The organism is Altererythrobacter sp. B11 (assembly GCF_003569745.1).
GTDB lineage: Bacteria > Pseudomonadota > Alphaproteobacteria > Sphingomonadales > Sphingomonadaceae > Croceibacterium_C.
Window position 1 is genome coordinate 2,131,535 of record NZ_AP018498.1, and the last position, 23,658, is coordinate 2,155,192.

Consider the following 23,658-nt stretch of genomic DNA (forward strand, 5'->3'; position numbering starts at 1 on the left):
AAGTAGGTTGTAACGCTGTGTCGTTAGATACTCTGCTCATGGGGTTGGGCGACAGAATTGAGGAGCGATTGAGCGCGATCGGCATGACGCAGGCCGAGTTGGCGCGCCGCGTCGGTGTTCGACAGAGCACGATGAATTCGCTGATCAGGGGCAATTCGCGATCCTCGCGGTCGCTCGTGCAGATCGCGCGCGAGCTCCGAACGACGCCGGCTTATCTGACCGGTGAGACGGACGACCCTTCTGCAGCGCACACCGCTTTCGAAATCAACGCGCAAGAGCGCGATCTATTGGAGGCGCTTCGGTGTCTCAATTCCACCGATCGCGCCTCAGTTTTCCGTCACGCATCTGCGCTGGCTGCGACTGCATCGTCGACGTCTTCGCTGCATGACAAGCAACACACATACAGGGGGCAGGGGGAGTGACCGCTGAGGGCGCAGTTCTTCTGATGGTCGTGCTGGGCGTGGTTGCCGTGGCGTTTTACATCGCGCTCCGCGCGGCCGAGAGAGGCGTGGTGCCTCTGCCAGAAGAGCCGGCGGCCGACGTAGCCGTTGAAGAAGAGGCGGCGGTGAATGCACCGTCTCCTGCGAGACGGCGGCGGTATCCCCAGGCGCTCGTTGGGGAGCAGCATTATCAGGACGCAATCGCCGGCTGCAGGGCGGGCGACACGGTCACCATCTGGCATGAGCCGGACAACCCGTATGACCCGGACGCCTTGGCCGTGGCCGACCAGCACGGCCGCACCCTAGGCTACCTGCCGCGTGATAGCTTCGTTCATGAAGCAGTGCTGGATGATGAGAAGGGCTGCCGGGCATCGATCCTGAGCCTCGAGGATGATCGCAGCGGAAAAGGCTTCGTTCACGTGACGGTCGAGGTGGAGCTGCTGCCGCACGGCGTCGGAGAGCCGGTGAGTTCGCGATCGTACACGCCGGAATAGGAGGTATGCCTGCAGATGGCAGATACGCGCGGACAGATGAAGAGCTGGAGGCAAAGCTCAGGGAGCAAATCGGTTTTCTTCAGAGGGCAGTGAAGCGTTTTGATGAAGGCTACACCATCGAGGCGATCCACATCGCCACAATCCTCCGGGTGCTGCTGCATTCGGGGCGGTCGCCTTCCCTGCTCCAGATCGTGGGCCGCGATTCTATCAGCTTCGTTGACACTGCTAAGCCGCCTCATCCGGGGAACATGGTCCCCTCCCACAATCTGGTTCGGTCATCGTTCTCGGATGAAGGGCTCCACTTTTTTGCGCCTCTAGATGACTTGCCCGTGCGAGGACACATTCCGTTCGAGAGTTGGTGGAATGGACCCGTGTTCGCTCATCCAGACGGTATTGCCTTGAGCAGGCGGGACGTCATCCTCCACATGGCCAACAAGGATGGAGGTGCGCACGTAGATCCCGCCTTGCCCGACGACTTTTACAAGCTGCTCATTGGTGATTTCGCTCTCTGGCGCCACGTCGCTTTCAACGGCGAACAGTTGGCAGTGAAACACGTGGAGCGACACGCAATCCGACAGATCGCCCACGAGGTCCTCCGAACGCTCGTGCAGGGCTATCGCCGATCAGCCGAAGAGGCACATGCCCATTTGCTTCGGCCGGGCTTTGCTAACGGTGGATTTCGCTTTGCGCCGGGCCGAGAAAACACAATCCAGTATGAGCAGGCTGTGTCTGCTGGAACTGATTACCGTTGGCGCCTGACTATCAAGGATATCACTTGCGGCAACATCAGAGTATCCGCGGGTAGCGTGGTGAGCGAGCCTCTGTGCGAGGCGGGTCAGCACGCAGGTTTGATCTCGGCACGATCGAGCGAAGCACCTGCAATCAGCGGCGAGTTTACGGACGCGACCATAACCTTTTTCAACTTCGATTTGGCCTAGAGGGCGGTGCCGCGCGCAATCAGCGCACGACTGGTACGACTTCAAAGGGTCGAAGAACGTGCGATCACACCAGATCGTCGAGCGTTACCTCCAGGGCGGCCGCGAGCTTCTTCACTGTCTCAACCGAACCCGTCTTCCCGCCGGACTCGATATTGGCGATCTGCACGCGGTTGACGCCGGCTGCGTCTGCCAGCTGCGCCTGGGTGAAGGCGCGGTATTCACGCCAGACGCGCAGCGGGCTTTCGCCTGCGAGCAGGCGGCCGACGACATCAGCCGGCACCAGCTCTTCCTCGCCAGCGGCGATGCGAGCCATGGCGCCATCATAGGCGCGCAGATCTTCGAGATCCTCCGCAGCGGCGCGGAGCCGGTCATATTCGGCGCGATCGATCGTCACCGTATCCATGTGTCTTCTCCTCAATCGTAGACCGAGCCACGGGGCCCGATCTCCAGAACAGCCAGCACCGCGCCATCTTCGTCCATGATGACGCGCCAGTCGCCGACCCGCAGGCGGAAGCCGGTGCGACCCTTCAGCGCCGTGACATTGTTCGCCAGAGCGGCAGGGTCGGCGGCGTATTGTTCCACCTTCGCCGTGATCTGCCGCGCGGTGTTGGCGGGCATCTTGCGCAGAACCTTCAGAGCCGAGCGGGTGTAAGTGATCTGCTTCATGCCGTTGATGTAGCCCATAGCTACAATGTAGTCAAGGGCTACATTCGTGCATGGGGGTATCAGCGCCAACTTGTGGGGGTATTGCTGCCCGGCGCAACTGCGGGAGGGCGCCTTTGCGCGGCTTGGCAGGATGGCGGCGGAGGGTGTCTCCGCCGCTATACCGGACCGACGGCGCGGACTACGTTGCATCGTTGTAGCCGGCCGGAAAAGCGACTCTCATGTCCCATAAAATCACTCTTCACACGCTGCCTTACTACAAAGCAGATCTAGATCCTGTGCCCGCACGTGATCGCTCATTCTTCCTGTTAGTCACCGGTCTCGCGAATGAACTTCAGATGTTGAATCGAACATTGGCGGTAATCGTAGGTTCGCTTCCTGATGAGGACTGTCGTATCGCAAACCAAGGCAGTTCCGCCTATGGCATGCTAATCGCTCGTTTGTTAGCCGGCCGCCTGTGCGAGGGCTGGAAGATCCTGTCGCACTTCTCCAAGCCCCTCAAGGCTGAATATGAGCCCGAAATGGAGCCTGAAGGACGGAGGGCGCTCCAGGAAATCAGGGCCTACTTTAATCCCAAACGAGGGCAGGAATGTTTGATTTGGAAGGTGCGCGATCACATCGCATTCCATAGCCTCAGCGAGACGGTCGAAGCTGCCTATGCCTTGTTCGAGCCAACGGACGATCTAGGTGATTATCTCGCCCCGACGTTCGGCAACACACTGTATTACACTACCGAGCTTCTTCAATATCGAGCGCTTCAGCATCTTTCAGGGGCGGACGACCATACTGCCGCACTTGATCGGTTGATCACGGACACGCAGCGAATGACGAGTGCATTCAATACCGCGATCTACGCGTTTGCGGGAGTATTTTTTAAGCGCTTCTTACCGATCCCGCTTTCCAATTTGATGGCGGAGGCCGAGACCATCGATGTCCCAAGTTTCGAGGATCAGTGCCTGACCTTCTTCAGTGAGCTCCCCGTCTCGTAATCCCGATGAATTCTCGCTATGTTCTTCTTTCGAGAGGAGGGCGGAAGTGGTCGGCGTTCCAATCAAATTGCCGAGGCTTGCGCCGGAAATGGCAAGCTTTCGGCTGCTGGTGCTGGCATTCGTCCGCGAGTATTTCGCCGGGCATTCCGCCAGCCCCTCCTATGGCGAGATCGCCGCGGCGCTCGACAGCAATCGCACCCGAGTTCGCAAGGCAGTGAAGAGCCTCGAGCGGGATGGGATGATCCTGCGATCGGCGGGCCCGCGTGGGCTCAAGCTGCCCAGCGTGCGGGACGAGGCGGTGCGCCAGCTGCGCGAACTCGGCTGGCAGGTGGATGAGGATCTGTGCCAGGCGACTCCGGCCGTCACAAAAGGGGCCCTGCCGCCGCGGGTGGTGCTCGACTATCCCTCCGCCCGATCGGACGGAGGCGCGAATGGGGAAACGGGAGCGCGAGCTCGCAAAGCTGGCTGAGAAGCGGCGGCACAAGATCACCGCCGACTTTGTCCGACGCCATCCCGCCAAGGCTCGCGAAGAGACGGCGCTGCGAAAGGCCAATCGTCGCCTGCAGGCGGACTGGGGCCACAAGCGGGCCGGCACCCCGGAAACGCATGAGAAGGCGAGCCGCGTGCAGCAGGGGGCGCTGGCGCGGCTGTTCATGGCGGGTTCGATCAGCGCCGACCAGCTGGCCTGGGCGGCCGAAATCCGCGTGGTGGCGGAGCGGATAGGGGCGGACGTCGCGATCGGGACGGTGAGCCTTGAAACCCGCGTGGATACGAGCCGCAGCTTTGACGGCACATTCTTCGAGAAGCTGGGCGCGGTGCGGGCGGAGGTTGCCTATACGGCCTGGCGCGCCTCGCTGGCGAAGCCGGCGCCGGTGCTGGCGATGATCGTGGAGGACATGGCCTGCCTGCGTGCTGCGCGCTTGTTCCACATGCGCACAGAGACGGCGCGGCGACTGCTGACGGAGGCGCTGGATGCTTGGCCGGACTTCAGCCGAATGGCGTGCGACAGCGTGGACGAGGCGACGTTGCTGGCGGCGCAGGCGGCGATCCTGTGACCATTACAGACTTTGCATACAATTCACTAAGCGCTGCGAAGGCGAAGTAGCGCGCAGTTCAGCTACAAGGCGCGCAACATCCTTCGTCAGCGACGGGAGCCGAGCTGATAGATCTGGGCGATTTCGTCCATTGCCTCTTTATCACCTATAGCCTTGCCATCTGTGACATAAAGACGAGTACTTTGGAGATTCGGTTGACCATCGGGATCCAGTGTATTGCATAGCTGAAAGACTCGATGATTTATATCTAGCAGCGCAGCGAAGTCCTTTCGGATGGGTAGGCCGGCGATGCACCTCTTGATGTGTTTCTGGCAATGCCATGCGAGCATATCAGCAGCTTCCAGCAAATGGCGTTCGCCCTTGCGTTCGAAGGAGTAGGAGAACTCCTGGCCTTTATTGCGCGCGTCTAACGCAAGCTCTTTTAGTAATCGGCGAACATCAGTATTTTTCTCCTGTCCAGATTCAATGAAGACTTCTAACTTCGGGCGAAAAGATAAATTGCTGATTTCGGCTAAAAACGCCGATAGAATGCATTCTATTGCAAAAGAGTAAGGGTATTCCTTCCCTTTTGCGTTTTCAATAATTCTGTAGTTCCTTTGGCTGAAGCAAAACGCAAAGCCGAACATGCAGTTATATCGTATTAGATTTATCAGCTCAGTCGCTAAGGCAGTGCATCTCGCCTTGCCGAGAGATCCGTACGGTTCGACCCGGCCCCCTAAACACTCAGACGTGCGAAAATAATCGATGCCGTACCTGTCTAGCACGTCCTGCCAAGCTGTTGCCATGGACTCGCCGGCGTTGGCGCGAACCATGTAGCCCGCGACACAAAACGCAATATCGTCCTTGTTGATGCCTGTCTCATCAACATAAGCTTCGATCAACATGATAGTGGGCCTTGTTATCCTAAAGCATGCTCCGGCGAGCCGCAGCTCGCTTGAAGTTTGCAAAGGGTTAGCACCTCGATTTCTTCGTAGATACGAGCGATCGGTACCTTTTCCGCTGCAGGAACGTGTTGGCCGTCACAAAAAGGACTCTGCCAATCGGTCACGCTTTGGGCCAAATCTGACCCCGCGATAATTGCGTCCCGACGCGATATGGTCCCCCCGAGAAGCCCGCCCGTGCGAAAGCGCTGGCGGGCTTTTTGCTGTTCGAGGAGCCTCATGGCAGTCACTGCCCAACCGACTGTTGCGCAGCTGCTGCGCGAGGAAGTCGACAAGCTCTATGGGCTCACCGGCGAGGCCGAGGACGGCATTCGTTCGGCCGAGCATTTCGACGAGCTGGAAGGCGAAGTGACCGCGGTGGCGCGCCGCCTGCGTGAGGCCTTCCGCCGAGGACGCCGCGCGTGATGGCTGCCGGCGATCTGATCGATATCGGCAATCTGCGCGATATGGAGCGCAAGGCACGCTCCGGCACGGTGGTGGAAGTGACCGCCGACTTCCTCGCCCAGCTGGTGACCGAGTTGAGTGCCGGCCGGGAAGCCGAGGCACAGCGCGGCCGTTGCTTTGGCCTGCCCGAGGGCAAAACGCTGTGAATGCAGTCGGCAGCTTCCATCCGGCGATTGCCCGCCGTTGCCGGGCTGACGGCCACCTGAAGGCGCAGCTGGATGCGCTGGGCGGCGAGGCAGGGCTGCTGATCTGGCACGAGCAGAGGGCTTGGGCGAGCATCACCTTCAGCGGCACGCGGCATCGGCTGGAATATGCGTTCGAGGGCGGCGACGCTGTGGAGCGCGGCCGGGCGATGCTGGACGCGCTGCCGGAGCATGAATTCCGCATTCCGGGCCAGCTGGTCGCAGACGCTGCGGTGATCGAACGGCGGGAGGAGCTGGAAGGCCCGGCCCGGCTGGAGGCGGCGATCGAGGTGCTGCTCCTGGAGGAGAATTGATATGGCGGCCGTGCGTGCCCCGCGTTCCGTTGGCGCTGCGACAAAGCTGTGCGAGCGCTTCGCCGTGCTTGAGGCGGCGATCGCCGACATCGAGGCGGAGCGGAACAAGGCGATTGCCGATGCCAATGCGGTTGCCGACAGCCAGGCGCAGGGACTGATCGAGGAGCGCGAACAGATCCGCGAGAAGATGGCGCCCTGGTGGGCTGCCAATGCGGCGGGGCTCACCGAGGGCAAGCGCAAGTCGATCGAATTGGGCGGCTGCAACCTTGGTACGCGCAGCGGCCGCGCGTCGCTGGCGGTCGCCGGCGACGAGGCGGCAATTGCGCAGAAGCTGGCCAAGCGGGCGTGGGCTGCGGGGCTGACACGCATCAAGCATTCGCTCGATCGGGCAGCCATCCTCAAGGTGATTGCCGGCGAGCATCGGCGCCAGCTGGCGGGGCTTGGCCTCAGCCGGAAGGATGGCGAGGAGCTGTTCTTCCTTGAGCGCGCTGAGCAGGCAGGAACGCTGGCGGGCAGCTGATCATGCGCAGCTAGTGGCTACCCCGCGCAAGCGCGGTCGAGCAGGCCAGCGCGATCGCCAGCGCCGCCTTCGGCGCACGAATGGCCTGTGTGAGATGTGCCTTGAGCTGGGCCGCACCACGCAGGCCACGCGGGTCGATCACGTCATCCCGCTGGCTCACGACGGGCCCGACGAGGACTGCAATACGCGCAACCTCTGCGAGCCGCATCACCTGGAGGTGACGGCCGAGCAGTTCGGTCACGCCGTGCCACGCCACCGCGGCGTCGGCCGCGATGGTCGCCCAACCAACCCCGAGCATGCCTGGAACCTCGCCCGCCGCGGCTGAGCCCACCGGCACGAGAGGGGAGGGGGGGGGTGAAAGTCCAGCGGCCGATCGGCCGGACACCGCGCAGTGCCTCCGTATGCACTGCGATGAATTTCGAAGTAAAAAGTTGCGGTCGGCGAAGCGGCCGCGACACTGCACGGAGGCCCCGCATTTGGCGAGCAAGCGCCGCGGGCGAGCTCCGGCACGCGAGACTATCGGCGGTATTGTTGAGCCCGACTGGGCTAGGTTGCTGCCGGAGGCTGCAGAACAAGGCGCCGCGTCCGAGCACTGGCGGCGGGTCGCGGGCGAGATGGACGCGGCGCAGATCCTCTCGCCTTCGAATGGGCATTCGCTGCAGCGCCTGGTGCTCACCTACCTGGTCTATGACCGCTGCGCCCTGATGGTCGCTGCGGAAGGGCTGGTGACCGAGCCGAACGAAGACAATCCGAAGGCGATCGCGCGCCTGTCGATCCACTACAAGGCGATGCGCGAGGCCGAGAACACCGCTCAGCGGCTCGAGGCGCAGCTCGGTCTTACTCCGGGCAAACGGGCCCGGGTCGGCAAGGTGACAAAGACACGGGAGCGTAAAGCCGGTGCCGACGCGTTCCTCGGGCCGAAAGCCTAAGAGGGCCGCCGATCCGACAACCGCCTGGGCGGAAGGTGCCGTCCGCGGCGACTTCGTGGTGGGCGACATTGTTCGGCACGCGGCCGAACGTCATCTCCGCGACCTGCGGGACGCAGAACGTCGAGGATATTACTGGAGGCCGGAGCTCGCGCAGCGGGCGCTCGATTTCTTCCCGTGGATGTTCACGATCACGGACGGGCCGGCGGCGGGCAAGCCTTTCCACCTGATCCCGTATCAGACCTTCTGCGTCGGCTCGCTGATGGGCTGGGTCAATGCGGAGGGTCGCTGGCGTTTCCGATCGGGCTACATCGAGACCGGGAAGGGCCAAGCCAAGTCGCCCATGATGGCGGGCCTCGGGCTCTACGCCATGGGCTGGTGCGGATTCGAGCGCTCGCAGATCTTCTCGATCGCCGCGAACAAGCAGACCTCCATGGTCCTGTTCAAGGACGCGGTGGCCATGTGCCGGGCGCAGGTGCCCGATTACGATGAAGGGGACACACTCGAGCAGCTCGGCCACGTGGTGATCCGCGGTGAGGGCGACAACGCCTGGAAGATCGAACACCCAGGGTCGCAATCTTTTTTCCTGCCGCTGGCAGACGGGAAACAGCAGTCCGGTCCCCGGCCTCGAATGGTGCTCGCGGACGAAATCCACGAGTTCGCAACCGACACGCAGATCGAGATCTGGCAGCGAGCGATCGACAAGATCGCCGGCAGTGCCATGACGGTGCTGGGCAGCAACACGCCGGCGACCGCCCAAGTGGTCGGCACGGCCATATCGGAAGTCGCCCAGGCGGTCGCGCGCGGCGAGGTGAAGAACGACACCGCGTTCGCCTTTGTCGCCCGGGTCGACAAGGCCGACCGGGAAACGGTGTTCGAAAATGAGGCGTGCTGGGGCAAGTCGCTGCCGGCACTCGGCGTCACCTATCCGGTGACCAATATCCGGGAAGCGGTCGCTACGGCCAAAACCCGACTCTCGACTGCATCCTCAGTCAAGCGGCTCTACTTCGGCATCCCGACGGGCGCCGCCGACTTCTGGATCCGCGAGGACAAATGGGCCGCGGTGCTGGCACCGGTCGGCGAAGAGATCATCGCGGCGCTGAAGGGCTGCCGGTGTTGGCTCAGCCTGGACCTGTCCAAGAAGAACGACCTGACGGCGCTCACGGCCACCTGGCTGGATGGGGCGGGGGTGCTTTGGCAGAAAACCTGGTACTGGACGACGAAGGACGGTCTGGCGGAAAGGGCCGCAGCCGATCATGCGCCTTATGAGGAATGGGTGGAGAAGGGGCTGATCACCGCTGTCCCCGGGGCCACTATCGACAAGAGCTTTATCGCGGCCCGGGTGGCTGAGCTTTGCGCGGCGCACGACGTGCAGGAGCTGGTGTTCGACCCGGCTCAGATGGCCGACTTCCTAACAGCCTGCGAGGATATCGGCCTCGAGGTCTGGCAGTTCGAGGGGCCGGATAAGCCGGAGGGCTCGGGGCTGAAGCTCGTGAAGCACGCGCAGGGCACACGGGTCGTCTTCGAAGACCGCCAGCTGTGCATGCCGCGATCGGTGGAGCGGTTCGAGGACCGGATCCTCAATGAAGCCATTGTGATCGACGATTCACCGGTCACCTACATGTGCGCAGCCAACGCTGCACTGATCGAGGACGGCATCAAGAACCGTGCCTTCGACAAGAAGCGCTCGCGCGGGCGCATCGACGGCATCGTGACCTGCGCAATGGGTGCCGGCGCCGCCGACAACGTGCCGCTCGAGGCGGACAAATACGAAGGCTCGTTCGTGGTCGATCTCGACGCGGACGAAGAGGAGGACGGCGATTGAGCGGCTATAAACTGTCGCCCGGCGCAGCCGCGGCTGAGGCGGCCTATAGTGCCTCGCGCAAACAGGCAGGCGCGCGAGCCGCTACCGACAGTGTCCCGGTCATCGCTGGCGATGCCGACTTGCTCGAGTGGTTCGGAAACGGCCAACGCGCAGCCGGCATGAATGTGACGCCGGAAACCGCCATGCGATCTTCCGCGGTCTGGCGCTGCGTGACGCTGATCAGCGGCACGATGATGTCCGCGCCGCTGGGCGTGTATGAGCACCTCGCGAATGGCGGCCGCCGCTATCTCGCCGACCACCCCTTCAACCGCTTCCTCCAGGTCGAGCCAAACGAGGAGATGTCCGGGCCCGAGATGATCGAGCTGGCCGGTATGGCCATCCTGCTGCGAGGCAATGGCTACGGCCTCATGCGGCAGGCGCGCAACGGCGTGATGACCTCGATCGACTATTATCACCCGGCACGGGTGCTTCCCTTCCGCTCGCTTGATCGCAGCCTCTGGTATCGCTTTACCAACGAGGACGGCACGACCGAAGACCACCACGGATCCTACGTGATTCACTTCCGCGGGCCGGGGCGCGATGCCGGCGGCATCCGCGCACTTTCTCCGATCTCGCAGCATGCACAGGCGATCGGAATCAACCTGGCGAGCCGGGAATACACCTCCGGCCAATTCGAGCGGGGCCTGCTGACGAACGACTATTTCAGCTTCCCCGCCGGCCATTCGATCTCGGCGCAGCAGCGCAAGGACTTCAAGGAATATCTGAATCGTCGCGCGCAAGGCGTTGCGAATGCACACAATCCATTGCTGCTCGAGAATGGGGGTGAGTGGAAGCGGGTCTCCGTCTCGGCCAAGGACGCCCAGCTGCTCGAGCTGCTGCAATATTCGGTGGTCGACGTGGCGAGGATCTTCGGCACTCCTCCCCATATGATCGGTGAGACCACCGCCGCGACCGCGTGGGGCACCGGCATCGAGCAGATGACGATCGGCTTCCGCCTTTACACCGTGATGCCGCACCTTCGCCGTTTCGCGAAGGAGATGACCCGAAAGCTGTTCCCGGTGGCTGGCGCCCGGGCGAACAACCTCTTCGTGGACTTCGATCCGGATGCGCTCGAAGTCGGCGACAGCAAGTCACAGGGCGAATATTTCATGCGCGCACTGGGCGGGCCCAACGGTCCCGGGTGGATGACGCAGGACGAGGTGCGGCGAAAGAAGAACCTCGAGCCACAGGAAACCGAGCAATCGCGCACGCTCTACTACCCTGCGCCCGCTGCCGGCGCCGCCGGGGCGGACGGTGGGTTAGCAGACGACGAAGACGAGCCGGGGCAAGCGCCGGCCCTGACCGAACCAGAGGATGATGACGATGCGTAAGTTGTTCGATCTCGCCCGGGCAAATGCCGGGAAGGGCGCGGGCCTCCGTTCGGAGGTGGATGGAGATACGGCGACAGTTTACGTCTACGATGTGATCGACAGCCTGTGGGGCGTTTCTGCCGCCGATTTTGCCCGTGAACTCCGCGCCATCACGGCCCCGAACATTCTGTTGCGGGTCAACTCGCCCGGCGGCGATGTGTTCGAAGCCCGCGCGATGATGACCGCGATCGCGGAGCATCCGTCCACTTTCACAGCCAAAATCGACGGGCTCGCCGCTTCGGCCGCAACCGCGCTGACGCTTGCCTGCGCCCGCGTGGAGATCGCCGATGGCGGGTTCTACATGATCCATAAGGCATGGACCTTCGCGATGGGTAACGCCGACGACATGGCCGCGACCGCCAAGCTGCTCGAAAAGATCGATGACGTGCTGGTTGATGGCTACGCGGGCAAGAGCGGCAAGCCGAAAGACGAGATCCTGGCGCTCATGAAGGCGGAAACCTGGTTCAACGCTCAGGAGGCGGTGGACGCCGGGTTTGCTGAGGCGATCATGGAGACTTCCGCGAAGGGGCAGGCCAAGGCATTCAACGTCGCCGCCTACGCCAATGCCCCCACGGCCCTCACTGAACCGGAGCCGGAGGACGATCAGACGCGTCAGCGCATGCTCGCCCGCCTCGGCCTTTACGAACGATCGGCCTGACGGCCTTTCACCACCGGCGCCGCTCCCCCGGACGCCCCCGAAGCCCCGCCCGATCGGCGGGGCTTTTCTTTTGGAGAACCGATTATGATGAATATCAAGGCGCTCCGGGACCAGCGCGCCGCCAAGGCGAAGGAAGCCCGCAACCTCCTCGACACCAACACCGGCGACAAGTGGTCCAAGGATATCGAGGCCCAAGTGGACGCGATCTACGAAGAGATCGACCGGATCGATGCGCAGATCCAGCGGGCTGAGCGGCAGGCGCGCATCGATGGCGATGCGGCGGCCGGTGAGCTGGCGGAGGATCAGCGCGAGCGCACGCTCGCCAATATGGCCCCTGAGCAGCGCGAGCACGCGCAGCGCTACAGTGCCGCTTTCCGCAACTTCATCCTCAATGGCGAACGCGGCATGACGGATGAAGAGGTGCAGGCGCTGCGAGCTGGTTCGGTGCAAAATGCGCAGTCCGGCAGCCAGTCCAGCGGCGCAGCCGGCGGCTATCTGGTCCCGACCGGGTGGGGCGGCGAGTTGCTCGAGGCGCTGAAGGCGTTCGGCGGGATGCGCAACGTCGCCAACATCATCGCCACCAGCGGCGGCAACCCTTTGCCCTGGCCGACCGTGGACGAAACCGCGATCGAGGGCGAGATCGTCGCCGAGAATACCGCTGCGACCGATCAGGATGCCACCTTCGGCACCACGCAGCTGGGTTCGTACAAGTACAGCTCCAAGGTGTTCACCATCCCCTTCGAGCTGCTGCAGGATCAGGGCTCCGGCATCGATATCGAGGCATTCATCCGCCGCGCCGCGGCGCTGCGCATTGCGCGGATCACCAACCGGCACTTCACGGTTGGCGCCGGCACCACCGAGCCCCAGGGTATCGTGACCGGCTCGGCCGCTGGCAAGATTGGTGCGACCGGGAAGGCATCTTCGGTGGACACCGATGACCTCACCGATCTCGAGCATTCTGTCGATCCCGCCTATCGCTCGCTGCCGAGCGTGGGCTGGATGTTCCACGACAACACCTTGCGCTCGCTCAAGAAGCTGAAGGACGGCGAAGGTCGTCCCCTCTGGCTGCCCGGGTTCTCGACCAAGGAGCCCGATGTGCTGATGGGCTATCGCTACGAGATCAACCAGCACATGCCGACGATGGCCGCGAACGCGAAGTCCATCCTGTTCGGCGATCTGAACAGCTACATGATCCGCGACATCATGCAGGTGACGCTGTTCCGCTTCGACGACAGCGCTTTCATCCGGAAGGGACAGATCGGTTTTCTCGCCTGGTCGCGGCACGACGGCAAGCTCGTCACCGCCGGTCAGCCGGTGAAGCATTTCCAGAACAGCGCGACTTGATCGCTGCAACGGGGGCGGCGGGGCAACTCGCCGCCTTTGTGGAGGGTGGCGGGCCCACGGGTCCGGCGCCCCCTTCAGAGCGCCTTTCGCGCCCTGCGTCTTGGAAGGAGTTAGAGATGGCGAACAAGCGTGTTCCGACCCCGGTGTCGGCGGCGAGCGAAGAGGTGGTGCAAGCGGTTGAAGGGGTGCTCGCGAGCGTGACTGCGGATGCCTCGGCGCCAACCGCGGGTGAGGGCGCTGACGAACCTGCTGGTCAGAGCGACACCGCGCTTAAATCCGGTCTTGCGCTGGACAGCGCCGGCCACGTCGTCGGTTGGCGTCATCCCAGCGATGGCGATGGCGAAACCGGCGGCGCCGTGATCGAGGCACGCGTCCTGGTTGATCATGGCGGCTATCACGCGAACACTATCGCCCTGTTGACTGAGGCGGAGGCGCAGATCTGTGGCGACTGGGCTGACACCCACCCTGCCGCCGTCGCCTATGCGAAGTCGCTGGGCGCGTAGGCGAAGCAATCATGGAGCCCGTGTCGCTCGAGGACATCAAGCACCATCTCGTGCTCGACCCTGAGGACACCAGCGAGGACGCCTATCTTTCGTCGCTGCTCGTGGCGGCGCGGAGATCATGCGAGCTGCGGATCCGGAGGGCGATCGCCAGCGAAGACGATACGCCTGGGCTGGATGAAGGCGAGCAGGACATGGTCCGGCACGCCATCCGCCTGATCGTCGGCCATTGGTACGCCAATCGTGAGGCGGTCTCTCCCGATGGGCGTGGCGCAGCGAGCGAGACGCCAATCGCCGTGAGCTGGCTGCTCGACCCGCTGCGCAGTTTCTCGGACTGCTGAGGTGAGTGTTCGCCCGCTGCCTGCCGGAAGGCTCCGACACGAGATCGCCGTCAAGCGACAGATCCGACAGCCGGACGGCAAGGGCGGCTACCTCACAGCCTGGACCACTGTCGCCACCATTCGAGCTGAAGTGACCGGCCTCGACGGCCGCGAGAGCGTGATGGAGAAGGTGATGGAGGGGGTCTCGGTTTTCCTGTTCCGCGTCCGGTGGCGCAGGGGGCTTGAGATCCGGGCGAGCGACCAGGTGCGCTACGCGGGGCTGGATCTGAATGTCAAAGGCCCCAGCGTTGACCCGGACGGCCGCCGCCGGCAGCTGACATTCATCGCCGAAACCGCCAGCGCGCAGGCGACTTCCTGATGGCGAGGGGTTTTGCTGAGGCAATCGACCTCGTCGAGCGACTGCCCGAGGAGGAGCGCGGACGGCTCGGCTATCTGCTGGCGGAATTCGCGGTCGAGATCTCCGCTGCGCAGAAGTCGGCGCTGTCCTCGCAGACCCACGGCACCGGCTATCTAGGGCAGGGCCTCGATGCCGAAGTCATGCTGGACCAGCTGCGCATGCGCGCCGGCCTGCTGTCGCTGCGGAAGGGGCGGAACAGCCGCTATTACGGGCGCTTCGTGGAATATGGCCGGCGGGCGCAGAATGTCCGCGTGATCCGCGGGACGAGCGCCAGCAAGCGATCCGCAACGAGCCGCCGGCGGCGCGCTGCGGGGCGCGCGCTGCGCAAACCTTATACGCTGCACGTGAAGGCGATGCCGGCGCGGCCGTTCGTCTATCTGCCCGATACCGAGGCGCGCATCGATCGGCGCCTCGCGCAATTCTGGAGCGAGGCTCTCCCGACATGATCGTCGACCTGGTGGCGGCTGCCCAAGCCGCGGTGTTCGCGAAGCTCGACGGCGACGCGGCGCTGAAAGCGCTGTGCGCCGTCTGCGACCATGTGCCGCAGGACACCAGTCCGCCGATCACGCGCGTCGGCAAGATCGAGAGCGATCCGATCGGGGGGAAGGGCGAGCAGCTCGAGCAGATCACCGTAGATGTCGAAACCGTCTACCGCGGTGAATCGCGCGCCGAGCTGCTGGCCATGATGTTTGCCGCGCGACAGGCGCTCGACGGGCAAACCCTCCAATACGCCGGCGTCACCTTCGATCTGCCCGAATGGCTTGGCGGAGTGACCGATGGCCCCGCGCGCGACGGCGTCACCTACGCCGGCATCCAGACCTTTTCAGTGAACGCAGAGCCGGCCTGACGCCGGAAAGGAGACAGACATGGCAACCGAATTTGGCAACACCTGGCGCATCAAGATCGGCGATGGGGAGGCTCCGGAAGAGTTCGAGCTGATCGGCGGGGAAGGCAGCTTCGAGTGGAATCGTCAGTCGAAAGAGATCGACACCGCTTCCAAGGATGACGGCAGCTATGCGCCGGTGGGATTCGGGCGCCAGACCATCACCATTCCGGTAAATGGAAAGCTGAGGCTTCCGGACGCTGGCCTCGAGCGGGTCGACGCCGTGGCCAAGACCCACCCTCATGAAGTGATGGCGCAGATCACCAAGGGGGCGATCGTCAAGTATCAGGGACTCGTCGCGATCGGCAACTTCTCGACGGCCTTTCCCGATGACGAAGCTTGCACCTTCCGCTTCGACATGAAGGCGGCAGCTGTGCCGATCATCGATGACCTCGGAGCCACCACGTGAGCGAGGCCAATCCCGATCGCGGGGAGCATGAGCTGCCCCTCGGCCGCAGGACTTATCTCCTGCGGCCGAGCTTCGCCGCCATCACGGCGATCGAGCGCAAGACCGAGCGTGCGTTGCCTGAACTCATCCGCATGGGCAATTCGGGCACGATGCCGCTGGCGATCGCCGGCATCGTCGCTGCCGAGCTGGTCAAGGCCGGCGCCGGTGATGACGATCTCACGCGCCGGGTGTCGGCGGCGAAGATGGGCGAGATGATCTTCGAACGCGGGATTGCGCCGGCCGTCGCACGCCTCACGCTCTGCCTCCTCGATGCCGCAACCGGCGGGCGCGATGCGCAGGGGGAAGCGAAGGCGGTAGCGACACAGACGGACGAGGACGACGCTACCGCCGAATGATGGGCGTCGCGCTGGACGCCTTCCAATGGTCCGCAGACCAGTTCTGGCGGGCCACGCCGCATGAGTTCTGGGCGATGATCGACGCCCGCATCGAAGCCAACAAACCGAGGATCTGAGGAGGCAGGCATGGCGCGAGCCCCGACCAAGTCGCTTGTCCTCGAGATATCGGGCGACGTCAGCAAGCTGAACGTCGCGCAGAAGGCGGCGCGGTCCGCGCTCCTCAGCATGAAGAACGATGCCGAGGGCCTCGAGGAAGCGTTCGACAAGGCCTGGGCCGGCCTTGGCGGCGATGCGGCGACACAGGCCCGCCAGGCCGAACGCGAGTGGAGCCGCATGTTCGCCTCGATCAAGCGCAATGCGCAGGCGATGGTGGCCGAGGGCAACAGCGGCAAGGCCTTGAAGCTGTTCGATGTCGGCGAAGCCGACGAGCAGGTGCGGGCGCTGACCACCCAAGCCGGGCTGCTTCGGCAGCAGGCCATCGCCCTCGATACGGCGGCAGCGGAGGGCGGCGAGTATGCCGTTCGGCAGCGCGAGATCGCCGCCGCGCTGATGGGCTCTGCCAAGGAAATGGAAGCGCAGGCACTGGCGATCGACCACACCGCCTCAGCGCTGCGCGGCGTGGTCCCGCCGATCGAGCGCCTTGACGATGCGACGCAGGACGCGTCCCGCTCCAACGGCGCCTTCGCTGCGGGTATGCAAAACGTCGGCTTCCAGGCGAGTGACTTCGTCGTCCAGGTGAGCGGCGGCACCAGTGCCATGCGTGCCTTCGCGATGCAGGGCCCGCAGATGGTCCAGGCCTTGGCGCTGATGGGCATGGGCGCCGAGAACACCAACAGCCGATTCGGCCGGTTTGCCGGCTTCCTCGCTGGCCCTTGGGGCGCGGCGATTACGGTTGGCGTTTCGGTAGTGGGTCTCCTCGCGACGAGCCTACTCGAGCTCGATGATGCTGCTGAGGCGGCCGAGCTGGGCGCGGATGGCCTGGGGCAGGCGCAGGGCGTGTTGGGTCGGATGTTCGACCTCACGACCGGCAAGATCAAAGACCAGAACGAGATGCTGCGCATCAACGCGCTGCTGATGGCGCGGAACCTTGAGGCGGAAGCGCGAACAAAGCGCTCGAGCGCGCGGGATGTGCTCATCCGCGCCCAGGAGGGCGGGGCTGACGGCTTCTTCGAAGCGCAAACGGTCGGGATTGCGGGGCTTGAGCCCACTACTGGCGCGCGCAACGCGGCGGCCCTCAAGCAGCTGATGCAATCAATCGGCAGCGGACCCGGCCAGATTTCCCGCTCCGAGGCGATCAAGCGCGCGGAAGGCATGGACTTTGCCGGCACCCGCGTCACCCGGGACGAGTTCATTGGCGGGCTGCGGGACGCGCAATGGGCCAATGAGAACGACCGCATCGCGCGGCAAATCAGGCAATCCCTCGCCGATAACCAGCTTGCGCCAGGGCTCAGGCAGGACGCGAGCGACAGCAAGGATCGAGCGAAGAAGCGCGGGCCCAGTTCGGCCGAGATCGCAGGGCGGTTCGATGATCAGCTGCTCGGTTACACACAGCAGTCGCTCAACGCGATGCAGCAGCTGGCCGAGACGACCGAAGAGAAGGCGGAGCTCGAGCTTCGTTCGATCGAATGGACGCGTCGGCAGCGCCTCGCGGAGATCGATGCCGACGAGAACTACAGCGCCGCGCAGAAGGCCGAACTCAAGGCGGCCGCCGAGCGCCTCTCAGGATTCGAGCGCGATGTTGTCGAGGCACGCAAGCGGCAGCAGCTCATGGACGAGCAGCTGCAGGCCGACACGGAAGCGCTGCAGGGCAAATCATCCGTCCTGCGCCTTCAGGCCCAGCTGGCGACATCGTTGGCCGATCGCCGGCGCATCGCCGAGCAGATCCTCGATCTGGAGATGCAGGAGCGCAAGGCGGCCGCCGACCGGCTGCTGAACAGCGACAATGCCCAGGACCGCGCGCAGGGCCAGCGAATGCTCGACCAGATCGAGACGGAGCGACCGGTGCGCGAGGAACAGATCCGGCGCGACAATCTCGATCCGGTGGAGCGCTATCTCGAAGGGTTGCGTCAGTCGGCCGAAGAGGCGGACGAGGCGCTGAAACGGGTCCAAGCAAACGGGCTGCAGAACCTCGAGGACGGCCTGGTCGGCATCCTGAGCGGCACGGAGACCGTCAAAGGCGCCTTCAAGCGGATGGCGAACCAGATCATCGCCGATCTGATCCGCATCCAGGTGCAGCGGATGATCCTCGGCTCGATCGGCGGCGGCTTGCTCGGCTTGCTCGGCGGCGGTGGCGGCCCCGCAAATCTGCTCGCCAGCACGGGCTTCGCCGAGGGTGGCGTGGTCGAGGGCTTTGCCGGCGGCGGTCGTGTGATCCGCGGCCCGGGGACCGGCACTTCCGACAGCATCTTCGCGCTGGTCGACGGGCGGAAGCCGATTCTCGTCTCGAACGGGGAATCAATCCTCACCGCCGAGGCGACCAAGCGGTACTGGCCACTGATCGAAGCCATGAACGCCGGCACGCTGCCGGGCTTCGCCGCGGGTGGCATCGTCTCCCCGGCAATGCCGAGCCTGCCGCGCCTGCCGGCTGCAGGTGACCTGCGGCGCGAAGGGAGCAGCGCACAGGACCGCCTGCAGGTCGATGTGCGCGCGAAGGTGGAAGCCGGACCGATGCTGGACGCGCGCATCCAGGAGGTTTCGGTGCAGACCGTCGCCGGCGCCTCCGAGCCGCTGATCAGCGCGGCCGAGGGCCGCACCAGGCGCAATCTCGAGCGACCACGTTTGCCGGGCGGATACGCATGACGCTGATCACCATGCCGGCCAAGCCGGTGCCGGCGCGGATCGAGTGGACGATCAACCAGCCCACGCAGGTCAACCGCAGTGAGTTCACTTCGCGCCGGCGCGTCACCATCCTCCCCTTCGCGCCCAGGATCCGCGCGAAGGTCACGCTTCCCACGATTCTCGGCGAGGAGGGCGTGTTCGCCTGGCGCGCTTTCGCGGCGGACGTTGAAGGGCAGGCCAACAAGTTTCGGGTGATCGCCTGCGAGCGAGATCAGATTACCGGCATTGCTCCGGTGATCAACGGGGCGGGGCAAGGCGGTCGCAGCCTGCAGACAGCGGGCTGGGGCGCGGCCGGGCTGAAGCTGAAGCGTGGCCAGTTCGTGACGATCGGCGATCAGCTTCTGATCCTGATGCAGGACGTCGTGTCCGCCGGCGACGGCACAGCCGAGATCCAGTTCAAGCCGCATATCCGCGTCGTGCCGCCCAACGGTGCGGTGCTGGCGGTGACGCGGCCTTATGCCGTCATGTCGATGACCAGCGACGACACGGGCTGGGTGGCCGATGTTGGCCAGGAATATGCCGTGTCCTTTGAATGCGAGGAGAGCTTCTGATGGCCTCGCAGCCCGATGCAGCTGCTATCGCGGCGCTAGGCGCGGATAGGCGCCGCCCGGTGAGCTTCGTTTACATGGATCTCGCGCATGAGCAGCTCCGTGTTACCAATGCGCCATATTCGATGGAGTTCGCCGGCACGGGCGACGAGGATCTCGATGGTCACTTGTTCGACGCGGTCGATGCGCGCTTCGTATCGGTTTCACCGATCAAGGTCGCCCTCGACGGCACCGACACGGTGACGCTGCGCCTGTCCGGACTTGCCGGGGTGGACGACGAGCTGATGACCGAAATCGGCAACAAGGCCAATTTTCAGGGACGCGACTGCCGGATCTGGCAGGCCATGCTCGATCCCGACAACTTCGCGCGGATCGGCGCGATCTGGACGTTGATGACGGGGTATATGAATGTCCCGAAGATCCTCGGCGACCAGCAAAGCCAGATCATCGAGCTCGAGGTGGAGAGCTACCTCGGTTTCATGAAGCGCGCCTCGGGCCGCACCTACCTCGAGCAGCAGAATTTCGACCCGGGCGATCGCTCAGGCGAACTCGCGATCGCCATCGCCAACGGCGCAGGCAACAGGAGCTGAGCTTGACCGAAAACGTCTCGCCCGTCCTGGCCGCGGCCGGGATGCATCGCTTGCCCGATTGGGAGCTGCGACTAGCGGCCTATCTCGAGCCGCTGCGCCTGCAGGCCTTCGAATGGGGGCGGCACGATTGCTGCACCTTCGCGGCCGGCGCAGTGGAAGCGATGACGGGCATCGACCCGATGCCCGAGTTCCGTGGGCATTATCGTACGGCGCTGGGCTCTGTCCGAGCGCTGCGGCGCTACGGCGCCGGCACGCTGGTGGCCACGCTCGACGCCAAGTTCGAGCGGGTCGGAGCTGCTCTCGCGCATCGCGGCGATATCGTGATGCTGCACAATGTCGCGCTCGATCGGCGCGAAGGGCTGCTCGGGATCTGCCTCGGCGCGAGCGCCGTCGCGGTCGGAGTCGAGGGGGAGCGGGAAGGGCTGGTGTCCTTCGGGCGTTCGGAATGGGCGCACCCGTTCACTTGGCGGGTGCCCTACTGATGGCAAAGGCAGTCAAGAAGATCGCGACCGTCGTCGCGGCCGTTGCGCTCGTTGGCACCGGGCTGGGCGGCATTCTTGGCGGCACCATGATGCTCTCGGCCTTCGGCGCTTCGGTGGCGGCGAGTACAATCGCGACCGTCGCCGGCGCCGTCAGCATCGCGGCAGGCTTCGCCATCAAACCACCGGAAGTTCCGCCGTCACAGGTGGAGCGGCTCAACGCCACCATCGACCCGCGCGCCTATCGCAAGACGGTGCTCGGCTCCACGGCGATGCCGGTCGATGTTCGTTACAGCGAATGGTTCGGCAATGATCAGGAGCGCTGTGGCTGGATCGTTGCGCTTGCGAGCCATCGGATCGATGGCGTCGACCAGATCTGGATCAATGACGAGCTGGCCTGGACGGCCGCCGGCGGCACCACAGCGAAGTTCGCCGGCTATTTCTGGGTGCGGGCGATCCGCACCGAAGGCACGTTCAACAACACCGTCACCTTCGGCAGCGGCAAGTGGAATGCCAATCACCGGCTGACCGGCTGCGCCTATGCGTGGCTGGAATTCAAGGTCACCGGCAACAGCAAGAAGGCGGAGAGCCCCTTCTCGGGCGGAACGCCATCGCGCGTGACCATCATCGGGCGTGGCGCACCGCTTTACGACCCGCGGCGCGACAGCACCGTCCCGGGCGGCTCGGGCCCGATGCGCGCCGACGACCAGAGCACCTGGCGCTACACAGCGAGCGACGGCGCGGTGATCGGGGAAAACCTCGCGCTGCAGATCCTGCGGGTGCTGATCGGCTCCCGCATCAACGGCAAGCCGGCGACCGGGTGCGGCCTGCCGCTGCGGCGGATCGATCTGCAGTCCTTTATCGTCGCGGCCAACCAGTGTGACGAGCTGGTCAACCGCTCTGCCGGAGGCACCGAGCCGCGGTTCCGGGGTGCCGGTGTCCTGTCGGAAGGAGATGATCCGGCCCGGCTGCTCGAGATGCTGTGCGCCGCCTGCTGCGGGCAGATGACGGATGCCGGCGGCAAGCTCGGCCTCGCCATAAGCCACAACGATCTTGCCGCGGCCGCGAGCGATGAGGGGCTGAACGATGACGATGTCATCGGTGCCTTCACGTGGAATCCCGATCCCTCGATCGAGGGGACGCCCACCGTGGTGCGGGGCAAATACACCGATCCTTCGACCGCGTCGCTTTACCAGCTGATCCCCTATCCCGAAGTCGCACTGGCGAGCGGCACGGAAGGGCCGTTCGGCGAAGTCGTTCTCCCGCTCGATCTCGGCGCAGTGGAGAGCCCGAGCCAGGCGCAACGCATTGCCAAGCAGGCGCTGCAGCGGCGGCAGTACGACCGGACCTTCACTGCGTCCTTCGACATTCGCGCATGGAAATATCGGGTCGGCAAGGTGGTACCCTTCACCTTCGCGCCGCTAGGCTTCAATCGCCGGCTGTTCCGGGTGATCGAGCAGGTGCCGGGAGATGCTCGCTCCTGCCAGATGACGCTGCGCGAAGAGAATGCAGCGATCTATGCCTGGGATGCGGACGATCGCGCCCCCGTGCAGGCGGCCGAGCCGATCGTCTACGACAGCCGCAACAACCCTATCATCCTTGCGATCGGCGAAGCGGCCGAGACGGCTCTGTGGGGGAATGTGACCGGGGACGGGAGACCCGAAGATGGGGCCACGGTCGGGGCGCCCAACGGCACGCCGGTGGGCGATCGTGATGCCGAGCAGGTGACCCAGCAGCTCGATTATGCGGCGCAGGCGCTGATCGATCACGACCAGCGAATGGCGGCGGCAGAGCAGGCGGTAAATGCGGCCCAGGCGACGGTGGCGACGCTGCTGGCCCAAGTGGCTGATCTGGACGGCGATGTGACGACGGTTTCCAATACCGTCGACACGCTCTCATCTGCAGTGATCGACAACGCGACCGCGATCGGCACCGTGCAGGAGAGCCTCGCCAATCTGGAGATCGGCGCCGTCGCCTCGCGGCCGAACCTGGTGAAGAACGGCAGCTTCGCCAATGGGCTGAACTACTGGTCGACAGCGACCGGATCGTGGGTGGCCGATTCCGTTGGCCAATGGGGCTGGGTGGCTCGGCTGACCACCTCGCCCGGAAACGGAGAGGAGCGGATCCTCACCTCAGATCAGTTCTCTGTGGGTGGCAATCGCGATTACACGATTTCGGGCGAGCCGGGCCTGCAGGGCACGGCTGACGCCCAGGCTTACATCGAACTGGTGTGGTTTGACGGAAGTGGGGGACAAATCTCCGTTTCTTCGGGCCCGCGACTCAACTCGACTACAGGCAAGCCCTTCACCGTTGATGAGGCAAACCGGGGCATCGTGAGCTTCACCGCTCACGCGCCCACCAACGCTGCGGCCGTGCGGATCCGGCTGGTGATATTCAAGGCGACGGGAACGCTAACCTTTGCCGGCTTTCGCCGCGTCAAGTTCGAGAATGGGCCGAACAGCAGCCTATTCTCAGATGAAGCGTCGGCGGTCACAACCTACACCGCGCTGAATACCCTCACAGCCCAATATGCCAATCTCACTTCCACGGTTTCGGCTCAGGGCATTTCCGTCACGCAGCACAGCACCGCGATCAGCACTATACAGGGTGTGATGGCCGCAAGCTGGGGTGCGCAGATCGACCAGAACGGGCGGGTAATCGGCTCGGTGCGGCTCGACGGCTCAGCCAGTTACAGCGTGTTCGATATCTCCGCGGAGGCGTTTCGCCTGTCCTCCCCCAGCACCGGCGAGCGGACCGAGTTCTCCTCCGGCCACTGGCGCGTCTATGATGCGGCAGGTGTACTGCGCGTTCGAATGGGGGTGTGGTGATGCCACAAGGCTTCCAGGCTTGGGACGCGGCCGGCAATCTGATGGTCGATCTCGGCTCCCGCGCCGGGCGGGCCCTCGGCTCCGCGACGCTCAATACCGGCAGCGGGAGCTTTTCGCATCCCGGCTTCGCACAGGGCACGCCGTTTTGGATCATCGGGGCTGAAGCCGGCACTATATCAGCATCTAATCCTTGGGCCTTCACGCCCCAGATCAGCGTGAACGGCACCACGCTGTCCTGGAACTTCATCGATCAGTACGGCAACCTCGTGGCGCCCACGACCACCTATCTGATCTACGGGGTCTATTGA

The 23,658-nt window shown here is 64.3% G+C and carries 33 protein-coding genes; 30 read left to right on the forward strand and 3 right to left on the reverse strand.

What is annotated here, in order from left to right:
• Positions 1–38 precede the first annotated feature (38 nt).
• The 3 genes from AEB_RS10165 to AEB_RS10175 are packed head-to-tail and all read left to right on the forward strand — an operon-like array spanning position 39 to position 1,872.
• Positions 39–422: a helix-turn-helix domain-containing protein gene (locus AEB_RS10165; RefSeq protein WP_119083089.1), complete on the forward strand. Its 384-nt coding sequence runs from the start codon at positions 39–41 to the stop codon at positions 420–422.
• Positions 419–934: an HIRAN domain-containing protein gene (locus tag AEB_RS10170; RefSeq protein WP_145985293.1), complete on the forward strand. Its 516-nt coding sequence runs from the start codon at positions 419–421 to the stop codon at positions 932–934. The genes AEB_RS10165 and AEB_RS10170 overlap by 4 nt, the downstream gene beginning before the upstream one ends.
• A gap of 5 nt (positions 935–939) precedes the next feature.
• Positions 940–1,872, forward strand: a complete 933-nt coding sequence (locus tag AEB_RS10175) for a hypothetical protein (protein ID WP_119083091.1) — start codon at positions 940–942, stop codon at positions 1,870–1,872.
• Between the two features lie 64 nt (positions 1,873–1,936).
• Here the strand turns inward: AEB_RS10175 and AEB_RS10180 are convergent, their stop codons facing one another.
• Both AEB_RS10180 and AEB_RS10185 read right to left on the reverse strand, forming a co-directional pair.
• Positions 1,937–2,275, reverse strand: a complete 339-nt coding sequence (locus tag AEB_RS10180) for a helix-turn-helix transcriptional regulator (protein WP_119083092.1) — start codon at positions 2,273–2,275, stop codon at positions 1,937–1,939.
• An 11-nt stretch (positions 2,276–2,286) separates the two neighbouring features.
• Positions 2,287–2,538: a type II toxin-antitoxin system RelE family toxin gene (locus AEB_RS10185; RefSeq protein WP_119084581.1), complete on the reverse strand. Its 252-nt coding sequence runs from the start codon at positions 2,536–2,538 to the stop codon at positions 2,287–2,289.
• A 218-nt stretch (positions 2,539–2,756) separates the two neighbouring features.
• On the opposite strand from AEB_RS10185, the gene AEB_RS10190 reads away from it, so the two are divergent.
• The 3 genes from AEB_RS10190 (at position 2,757) to AEB_RS10200 (ending at position 4,579) form a co-directional block, all read left to right on the forward strand.
• A complete protein-coding gene (locus AEB_RS10190; RefSeq protein ID WP_119083093.1) occupies positions 2,757–3,524 on the forward strand; it encodes a hypothetical protein in 768 nt (255 codons plus the stop codon).
• Between the two features lie 88 nt (positions 3,525–3,612).
• Positions 3,613–3,993 carry a hypothetical protein gene (locus tag AEB_RS10195; RefSeq protein WP_119083094.1) on the forward strand — a complete coding sequence of 127 codons (381 nt, stop codon included), beginning with the start codon at positions 3,613–3,615 and terminating at the stop codon, positions 3,991–3,993.
• Complete coding sequence (locus AEB_RS10200; RefSeq protein ID WP_119083095.1) at positions 3,956–4,579, forward strand: hypothetical protein; 624 nt, start codon at positions 3,956–3,958, stop codon at positions 4,577–4,579. The genes AEB_RS10195 and AEB_RS10200 overlap by 38 nt, the downstream gene beginning before the upstream one ends.
• Before the next feature lie 86 nt (positions 4,580–4,665).
• On the opposite strand, the gene AEB_RS10205 is transcribed toward AEB_RS10200, so the two are convergent.
• Entirely contained in the window at positions 4,666–5,463 is a 798-nt protein-coding gene (locus AEB_RS10205) for a DUF3800 domain-containing protein (protein WP_119083096.1), read from the reverse strand.
• A 276-nt stretch (positions 5,464–5,739) separates the two neighbouring features.
• Here AEB_RS10205 and AEB_RS10210 point away from each other — a divergent pair, with 276 nt between their 5' ends.
• The 24 genes from AEB_RS10210 to AEB_RS10320 all read left to right on the forward strand — a co-directional run bounded on the left by AEB_RS10210 (position 5,740) and on the right by AEB_RS10320 (position 23,658).
• A complete protein-coding gene (locus AEB_RS10210) occupies positions 5,740–5,925 on the forward strand; it encodes a hypothetical protein (protein WP_119083097.1) in 186 nt (61 codons plus the stop codon).
• Complete coding sequence (locus tag AEB_RS10215) at positions 5,922–6,110, forward strand: hypothetical protein (protein ID WP_172593057.1); 189 nt, start codon at positions 5,922–5,924, stop codon at positions 6,108–6,110. Before AEB_RS10210 ends, AEB_RS10215 begins: the two co-directional genes overlap by 4 nt.
• Positions 6,107–6,460 carry a hypothetical protein gene (locus tag AEB_RS10220; protein WP_119083099.1) on the forward strand — a complete coding sequence of 118 codons (354 nt, stop codon included), beginning with the start codon at positions 6,107–6,109 and terminating at the stop codon, positions 6,458–6,460. Before AEB_RS10215 ends, AEB_RS10220 begins: the two co-directional genes overlap by 4 nt.
• Before the next feature lies 1 nt (position 6,461).
• Positions 6,462–6,980 carry a host-nuclease inhibitor Gam family protein gene (locus AEB_RS10225; RefSeq protein WP_119083100.1) on the forward strand — a complete coding sequence of 173 codons (519 nt, stop codon included), beginning with the start codon at positions 6,462–6,464 and terminating at the stop codon, positions 6,978–6,980.
• Between the two features lie 94 nt (positions 6,981–7,074).
• Positions 7,075–7,305, forward strand: coding sequence for an HNH endonuclease (locus tag AEB_RS18165; protein ID WP_172593186.1), 231 nt, complete (start codon positions 7,075–7,077; stop codon positions 7,303–7,305).
• Positions 7,306–7,456: 151 nt separating this feature from the next.
• Positions 7,457–7,909: a P27 family phage terminase small subunit gene (locus AEB_RS10235; protein ID WP_231958666.1), complete on the forward strand. Its 453-nt coding sequence runs from the start codon at positions 7,457–7,459 to the stop codon at positions 7,907–7,909.
• Between the two features lie 58 nt (positions 7,910–7,967).
• Positions 7,968–9,731, forward strand: a complete 1,764-nt coding sequence (locus tag AEB_RS10240; RefSeq protein WP_231958667.1) for a terminase large subunit — start codon at positions 7,968–7,970, stop codon at positions 9,729–9,731.
• Between the two features lie 209 nt (positions 9,732–9,940).
• Positions 9,941–11,101, forward strand: a complete 1,161-nt coding sequence (locus tag AEB_RS10245) for a phage portal protein (protein WP_231958668.1) — start codon at positions 9,941–9,943, stop codon at positions 11,099–11,101.
• The gene (locus AEB_RS10250; RefSeq protein WP_119084583.1) at positions 11,094–11,798 is read left to right on the forward strand and encodes a head maturation protease, ClpP-related; all 705 of its coding nucleotides are present in this window, start codon (positions 11,094–11,096) and stop codon (positions 11,796–11,798) included. The genes AEB_RS10245 and AEB_RS10250 overlap by 8 nt, the downstream gene beginning before the upstream one ends.
• 84 nt (positions 11,799–11,882) lie before the next feature.
• Positions 11,883–13,142, forward strand: a complete 1,260-nt coding sequence (locus AEB_RS10255; RefSeq protein ID WP_119083104.1) for a phage major capsid protein — start codon at positions 11,883–11,885, stop codon at positions 13,140–13,142.
• Between the two features lie 116 nt (positions 13,143–13,258).
• Positions 13,259–13,645, forward strand: coding sequence for a hypothetical protein (locus AEB_RS10260; RefSeq protein WP_119083105.1), 387 nt, complete (start codon positions 13,259–13,261; stop codon positions 13,643–13,645).
• A gap of 11 nt (positions 13,646–13,656) precedes the next feature.
• The gene (locus AEB_RS10265; RefSeq protein ID WP_119083106.1) at positions 13,657–13,983 is read left to right on the forward strand and encodes a head-tail connector protein; all 327 of its coding nucleotides are present in this window, start codon (positions 13,657–13,659) and stop codon (positions 13,981–13,983) included.
• A gap of 1 nt (position 13,984) precedes the next feature.
• Entirely contained in the window at positions 13,985–14,341 is a 357-nt protein-coding gene (locus AEB_RS10270) for a head-tail adaptor protein (RefSeq protein ID WP_119083107.1), read from the forward strand.
• Positions 14,341–14,826 (forward strand): hypothetical protein, encoded by a 486-nt coding sequence (locus tag AEB_RS10275; RefSeq protein ID WP_119083108.1) that lies wholly within the window; start codon positions 14,341–14,343, stop codon positions 14,824–14,826. The genes AEB_RS10270 and AEB_RS10275 overlap by 1 nt, the downstream gene beginning before the upstream one ends.
• A complete protein-coding gene (locus AEB_RS10280) occupies positions 14,823–15,227 on the forward strand; it encodes a DUF3168 domain-containing protein (protein ID WP_119083109.1) in 405 nt (134 codons plus the stop codon). Before AEB_RS10275 ends, AEB_RS10280 begins: the two co-directional genes overlap by 4 nt.
• A gap of 19 nt (positions 15,228–15,246) precedes the next feature.
• On the forward strand, positions 15,247–15,672 hold the full coding sequence (locus AEB_RS10285; RefSeq protein WP_119083110.1) for a phage tail tube protein: 426 nt from the start codon (positions 15,247–15,249) through the stop codon (positions 15,670–15,672).
• On the forward strand, positions 15,669–16,067 hold the full coding sequence (locus AEB_RS10290) for a hypothetical protein (protein ID WP_119083111.1): 399 nt from the start codon (positions 15,669–15,671) through the stop codon (positions 16,065–16,067). The genes AEB_RS10285 and AEB_RS10290 overlap by 4 nt, the downstream gene beginning before the upstream one ends.
• Complete coding sequence (locus tag AEB_RS10295; protein ID WP_119083112.1) at positions 16,064–16,183, forward strand: phage tail assembly chaperone; 120 nt, start codon at positions 16,064–16,066, stop codon at positions 16,181–16,183. Before AEB_RS10290 ends, AEB_RS10295 begins: the two co-directional genes overlap by 4 nt.
• Positions 16,184–16,193: 10 nt before the next feature.
• Complete coding sequence (locus AEB_RS10300; protein ID WP_119083113.1) at positions 16,194–18,866, forward strand: phage tail tape measure C-terminal domain-containing protein; 2,673 nt, start codon at positions 16,194–16,196, stop codon at positions 18,864–18,866.
• The gene (locus tag AEB_RS10305) at positions 18,863–19,456 is read left to right on the forward strand and encodes a hypothetical protein (protein ID WP_119083114.1); all 594 of its coding nucleotides are present in this window, start codon (positions 18,863–18,865) and stop codon (positions 19,454–19,456) included. Before AEB_RS10300 ends, AEB_RS10305 begins: the two co-directional genes overlap by 4 nt.
• A 74-nt stretch (positions 19,457–19,530) precedes the next feature.
• Positions 19,531–20,043, forward strand: a complete 513-nt coding sequence (locus tag AEB_RS10310) for a hypothetical protein (RefSeq protein WP_231958669.1) — start codon at positions 19,531–19,533, stop codon at positions 20,041–20,043.
• Positions 20,044–20,045: 2 nt separating this feature from the next.
• Positions 20,046–20,525: a DUF6950 family protein gene (locus tag AEB_RS18170; RefSeq protein WP_172593058.1), complete on the forward strand. Its 480-nt coding sequence runs from the start codon at positions 20,046–20,048 to the stop codon at positions 20,523–20,525.
• On the forward strand, positions 20,525–23,350 hold the full coding sequence (locus tag AEB_RS10315; protein ID WP_172593059.1) for a phage tail protein: 2,826 nt from the start codon (positions 20,525–20,527) through the stop codon (positions 23,348–23,350). The genes AEB_RS18170 and AEB_RS10315 overlap by 1 nt, the downstream gene beginning before the upstream one ends.
• Positions 23,350–23,658, forward strand: a complete 309-nt coding sequence (locus AEB_RS10320; protein WP_119083117.1) for a hypothetical protein — start codon at positions 23,350–23,352, stop codon at positions 23,656–23,658. Before AEB_RS10315 ends, AEB_RS10320 begins: the two co-directional genes overlap by 1 nt.

Bases quoted from the DNA above. Each gene is read 5' to 3' on its own strand.
- AEB_RS10165 (WP_119083089.1), top strand. From the start codon at position 39: ATGGGGTTGGGCGACAGAATTGAGGAGCGATTGAGCGCGATCGGCATG.
- AEB_RS10175 (WP_119083091.1), top strand. From the start codon at position 940: ATGCCTGCAGATGGCAGATACGCGCGGACAGATGAAGAGCTGGAGGCA.
- AEB_RS10180 (WP_119083092.1), bottom strand. From the start codon at position 2,275: ATGGATACGGTGACGATCGATCGCGCCGAATATGACCGGCTCCGCGCC.
- AEB_RS10185 (WP_119084581.1), bottom strand. From the start codon at position 2,538: ATGAAGCAGATCACTTACACCCGCTCGGCTCTGAAGGTTCTGCGCAAG.
- AEB_RS10190 (WP_119083093.1), top strand. From the start codon at position 2,757: ATGTCCCATAAAATCACTCTTCACACGCTGCCTTACTACAAAGCAGAT.
- AEB_RS10195 (WP_119083094.1), top strand. From the start codon at position 3,613: ATGGCAAGCTTTCGGCTGCTGGTGCTGGCATTCGTCCGCGAGTATTTC.
- AEB_RS10200 (WP_119083095.1), top strand. From the start codon at position 3,956: ATGGGGAAACGGGAGCGCGAGCTCGCAAAGCTGGCTGAGAAGCGGCGG.
- AEB_RS10205 (WP_119083096.1), bottom strand. From the start codon at position 5,463: ATGTTGATCGAAGCTTATGTTGATGAGACAGGCATCAACAAGGACGAT.
- AEB_RS10210 (WP_119083097.1), top strand. From the start codon at position 5,740: ATGGCAGTCACTGCCCAACCGACTGTTGCGCAGCTGCTGCGCGAGGAA.
- AEB_RS10225 (WP_119083100.1), top strand. From the start codon at position 6,462: ATGGCGGCCGTGCGTGCCCCGCGTTCCGTTGGCGCTGCGACAAAGCTG.
- AEB_RS18165 (WP_172593186.1), top strand. From the start codon at position 7,075: ATGTGCCTTGAGCTGGGCCGCACCACGCAGGCCACGCGGGTCGATCAC.
- AEB_RS10250 (WP_119084583.1), top strand. From the start codon at position 11,094: ATGCGTAAGTTGTTCGATCTCGCCCGGGCAAATGCCGGGAAGGGCGCG.
- AEB_RS10255 (WP_119083104.1), top strand. From the start codon at position 11,883: ATGATGAATATCAAGGCGCTCCGGGACCAGCGCGCCGCCAAGGCGAAG.
- AEB_RS10260 (WP_119083105.1), top strand. From the start codon at position 13,259: ATGGCGAACAAGCGTGTTCCGACCCCGGTGTCGGCGGCGAGCGAAGAG.
- AEB_RS10265 (WP_119083106.1), top strand. From the start codon at position 13,657: ATGGAGCCCGTGTCGCTCGAGGACATCAAGCACCATCTCGTGCTCGAC.
- AEB_RS10275 (WP_119083108.1), top strand. From the start codon at position 14,341: ATGGCGAGGGGTTTTGCTGAGGCAATCGACCTCGTCGAGCGACTGCCC.
- AEB_RS10280 (WP_119083109.1), top strand. From the start codon at position 14,823: ATGATCGTCGACCTGGTGGCGGCTGCCCAAGCCGCGGTGTTCGCGAAG.
- AEB_RS10285 (WP_119083110.1), top strand. From the start codon at position 15,247: ATGGCAACCGAATTTGGCAACACCTGGCGCATCAAGATCGGCGATGGG.
- AEB_RS10295 (WP_119083112.1), top strand. From the start codon at position 16,064: ATGATGGGCGTCGCGCTGGACGCCTTCCAATGGTCCGCAGACCAGTTC.
- AEB_RS10300 (WP_119083113.1), top strand. From the start codon at position 16,194: ATGGCGCGAGCCCCGACCAAGTCGCTTGTCCTCGAGATATCGGGCGAC.
- AEB_RS10305 (WP_119083114.1), top strand. From the start codon at position 18,863: ATGACGCTGATCACCATGCCGGCCAAGCCGGTGCCGGCGCGGATCGAG.
- AEB_RS10310 (WP_231958669.1), top strand. From the start codon at position 19,531: ATGGATCTCGCGCATGAGCAGCTCCGTGTTACCAATGCGCCATATTCG.
- AEB_RS10315 (WP_172593059.1), top strand. From the start codon at position 20,525: ATGGCAAAGGCAGTCAAGAAGATCGCGACCGTCGTCGCGGCCGTTGCG.
- AEB_RS10320 (WP_119083117.1), top strand. From the start codon at position 23,350: ATGCCACAAGGCTTCCAGGCTTGGGACGCGGCCGGCAATCTGATGGTC.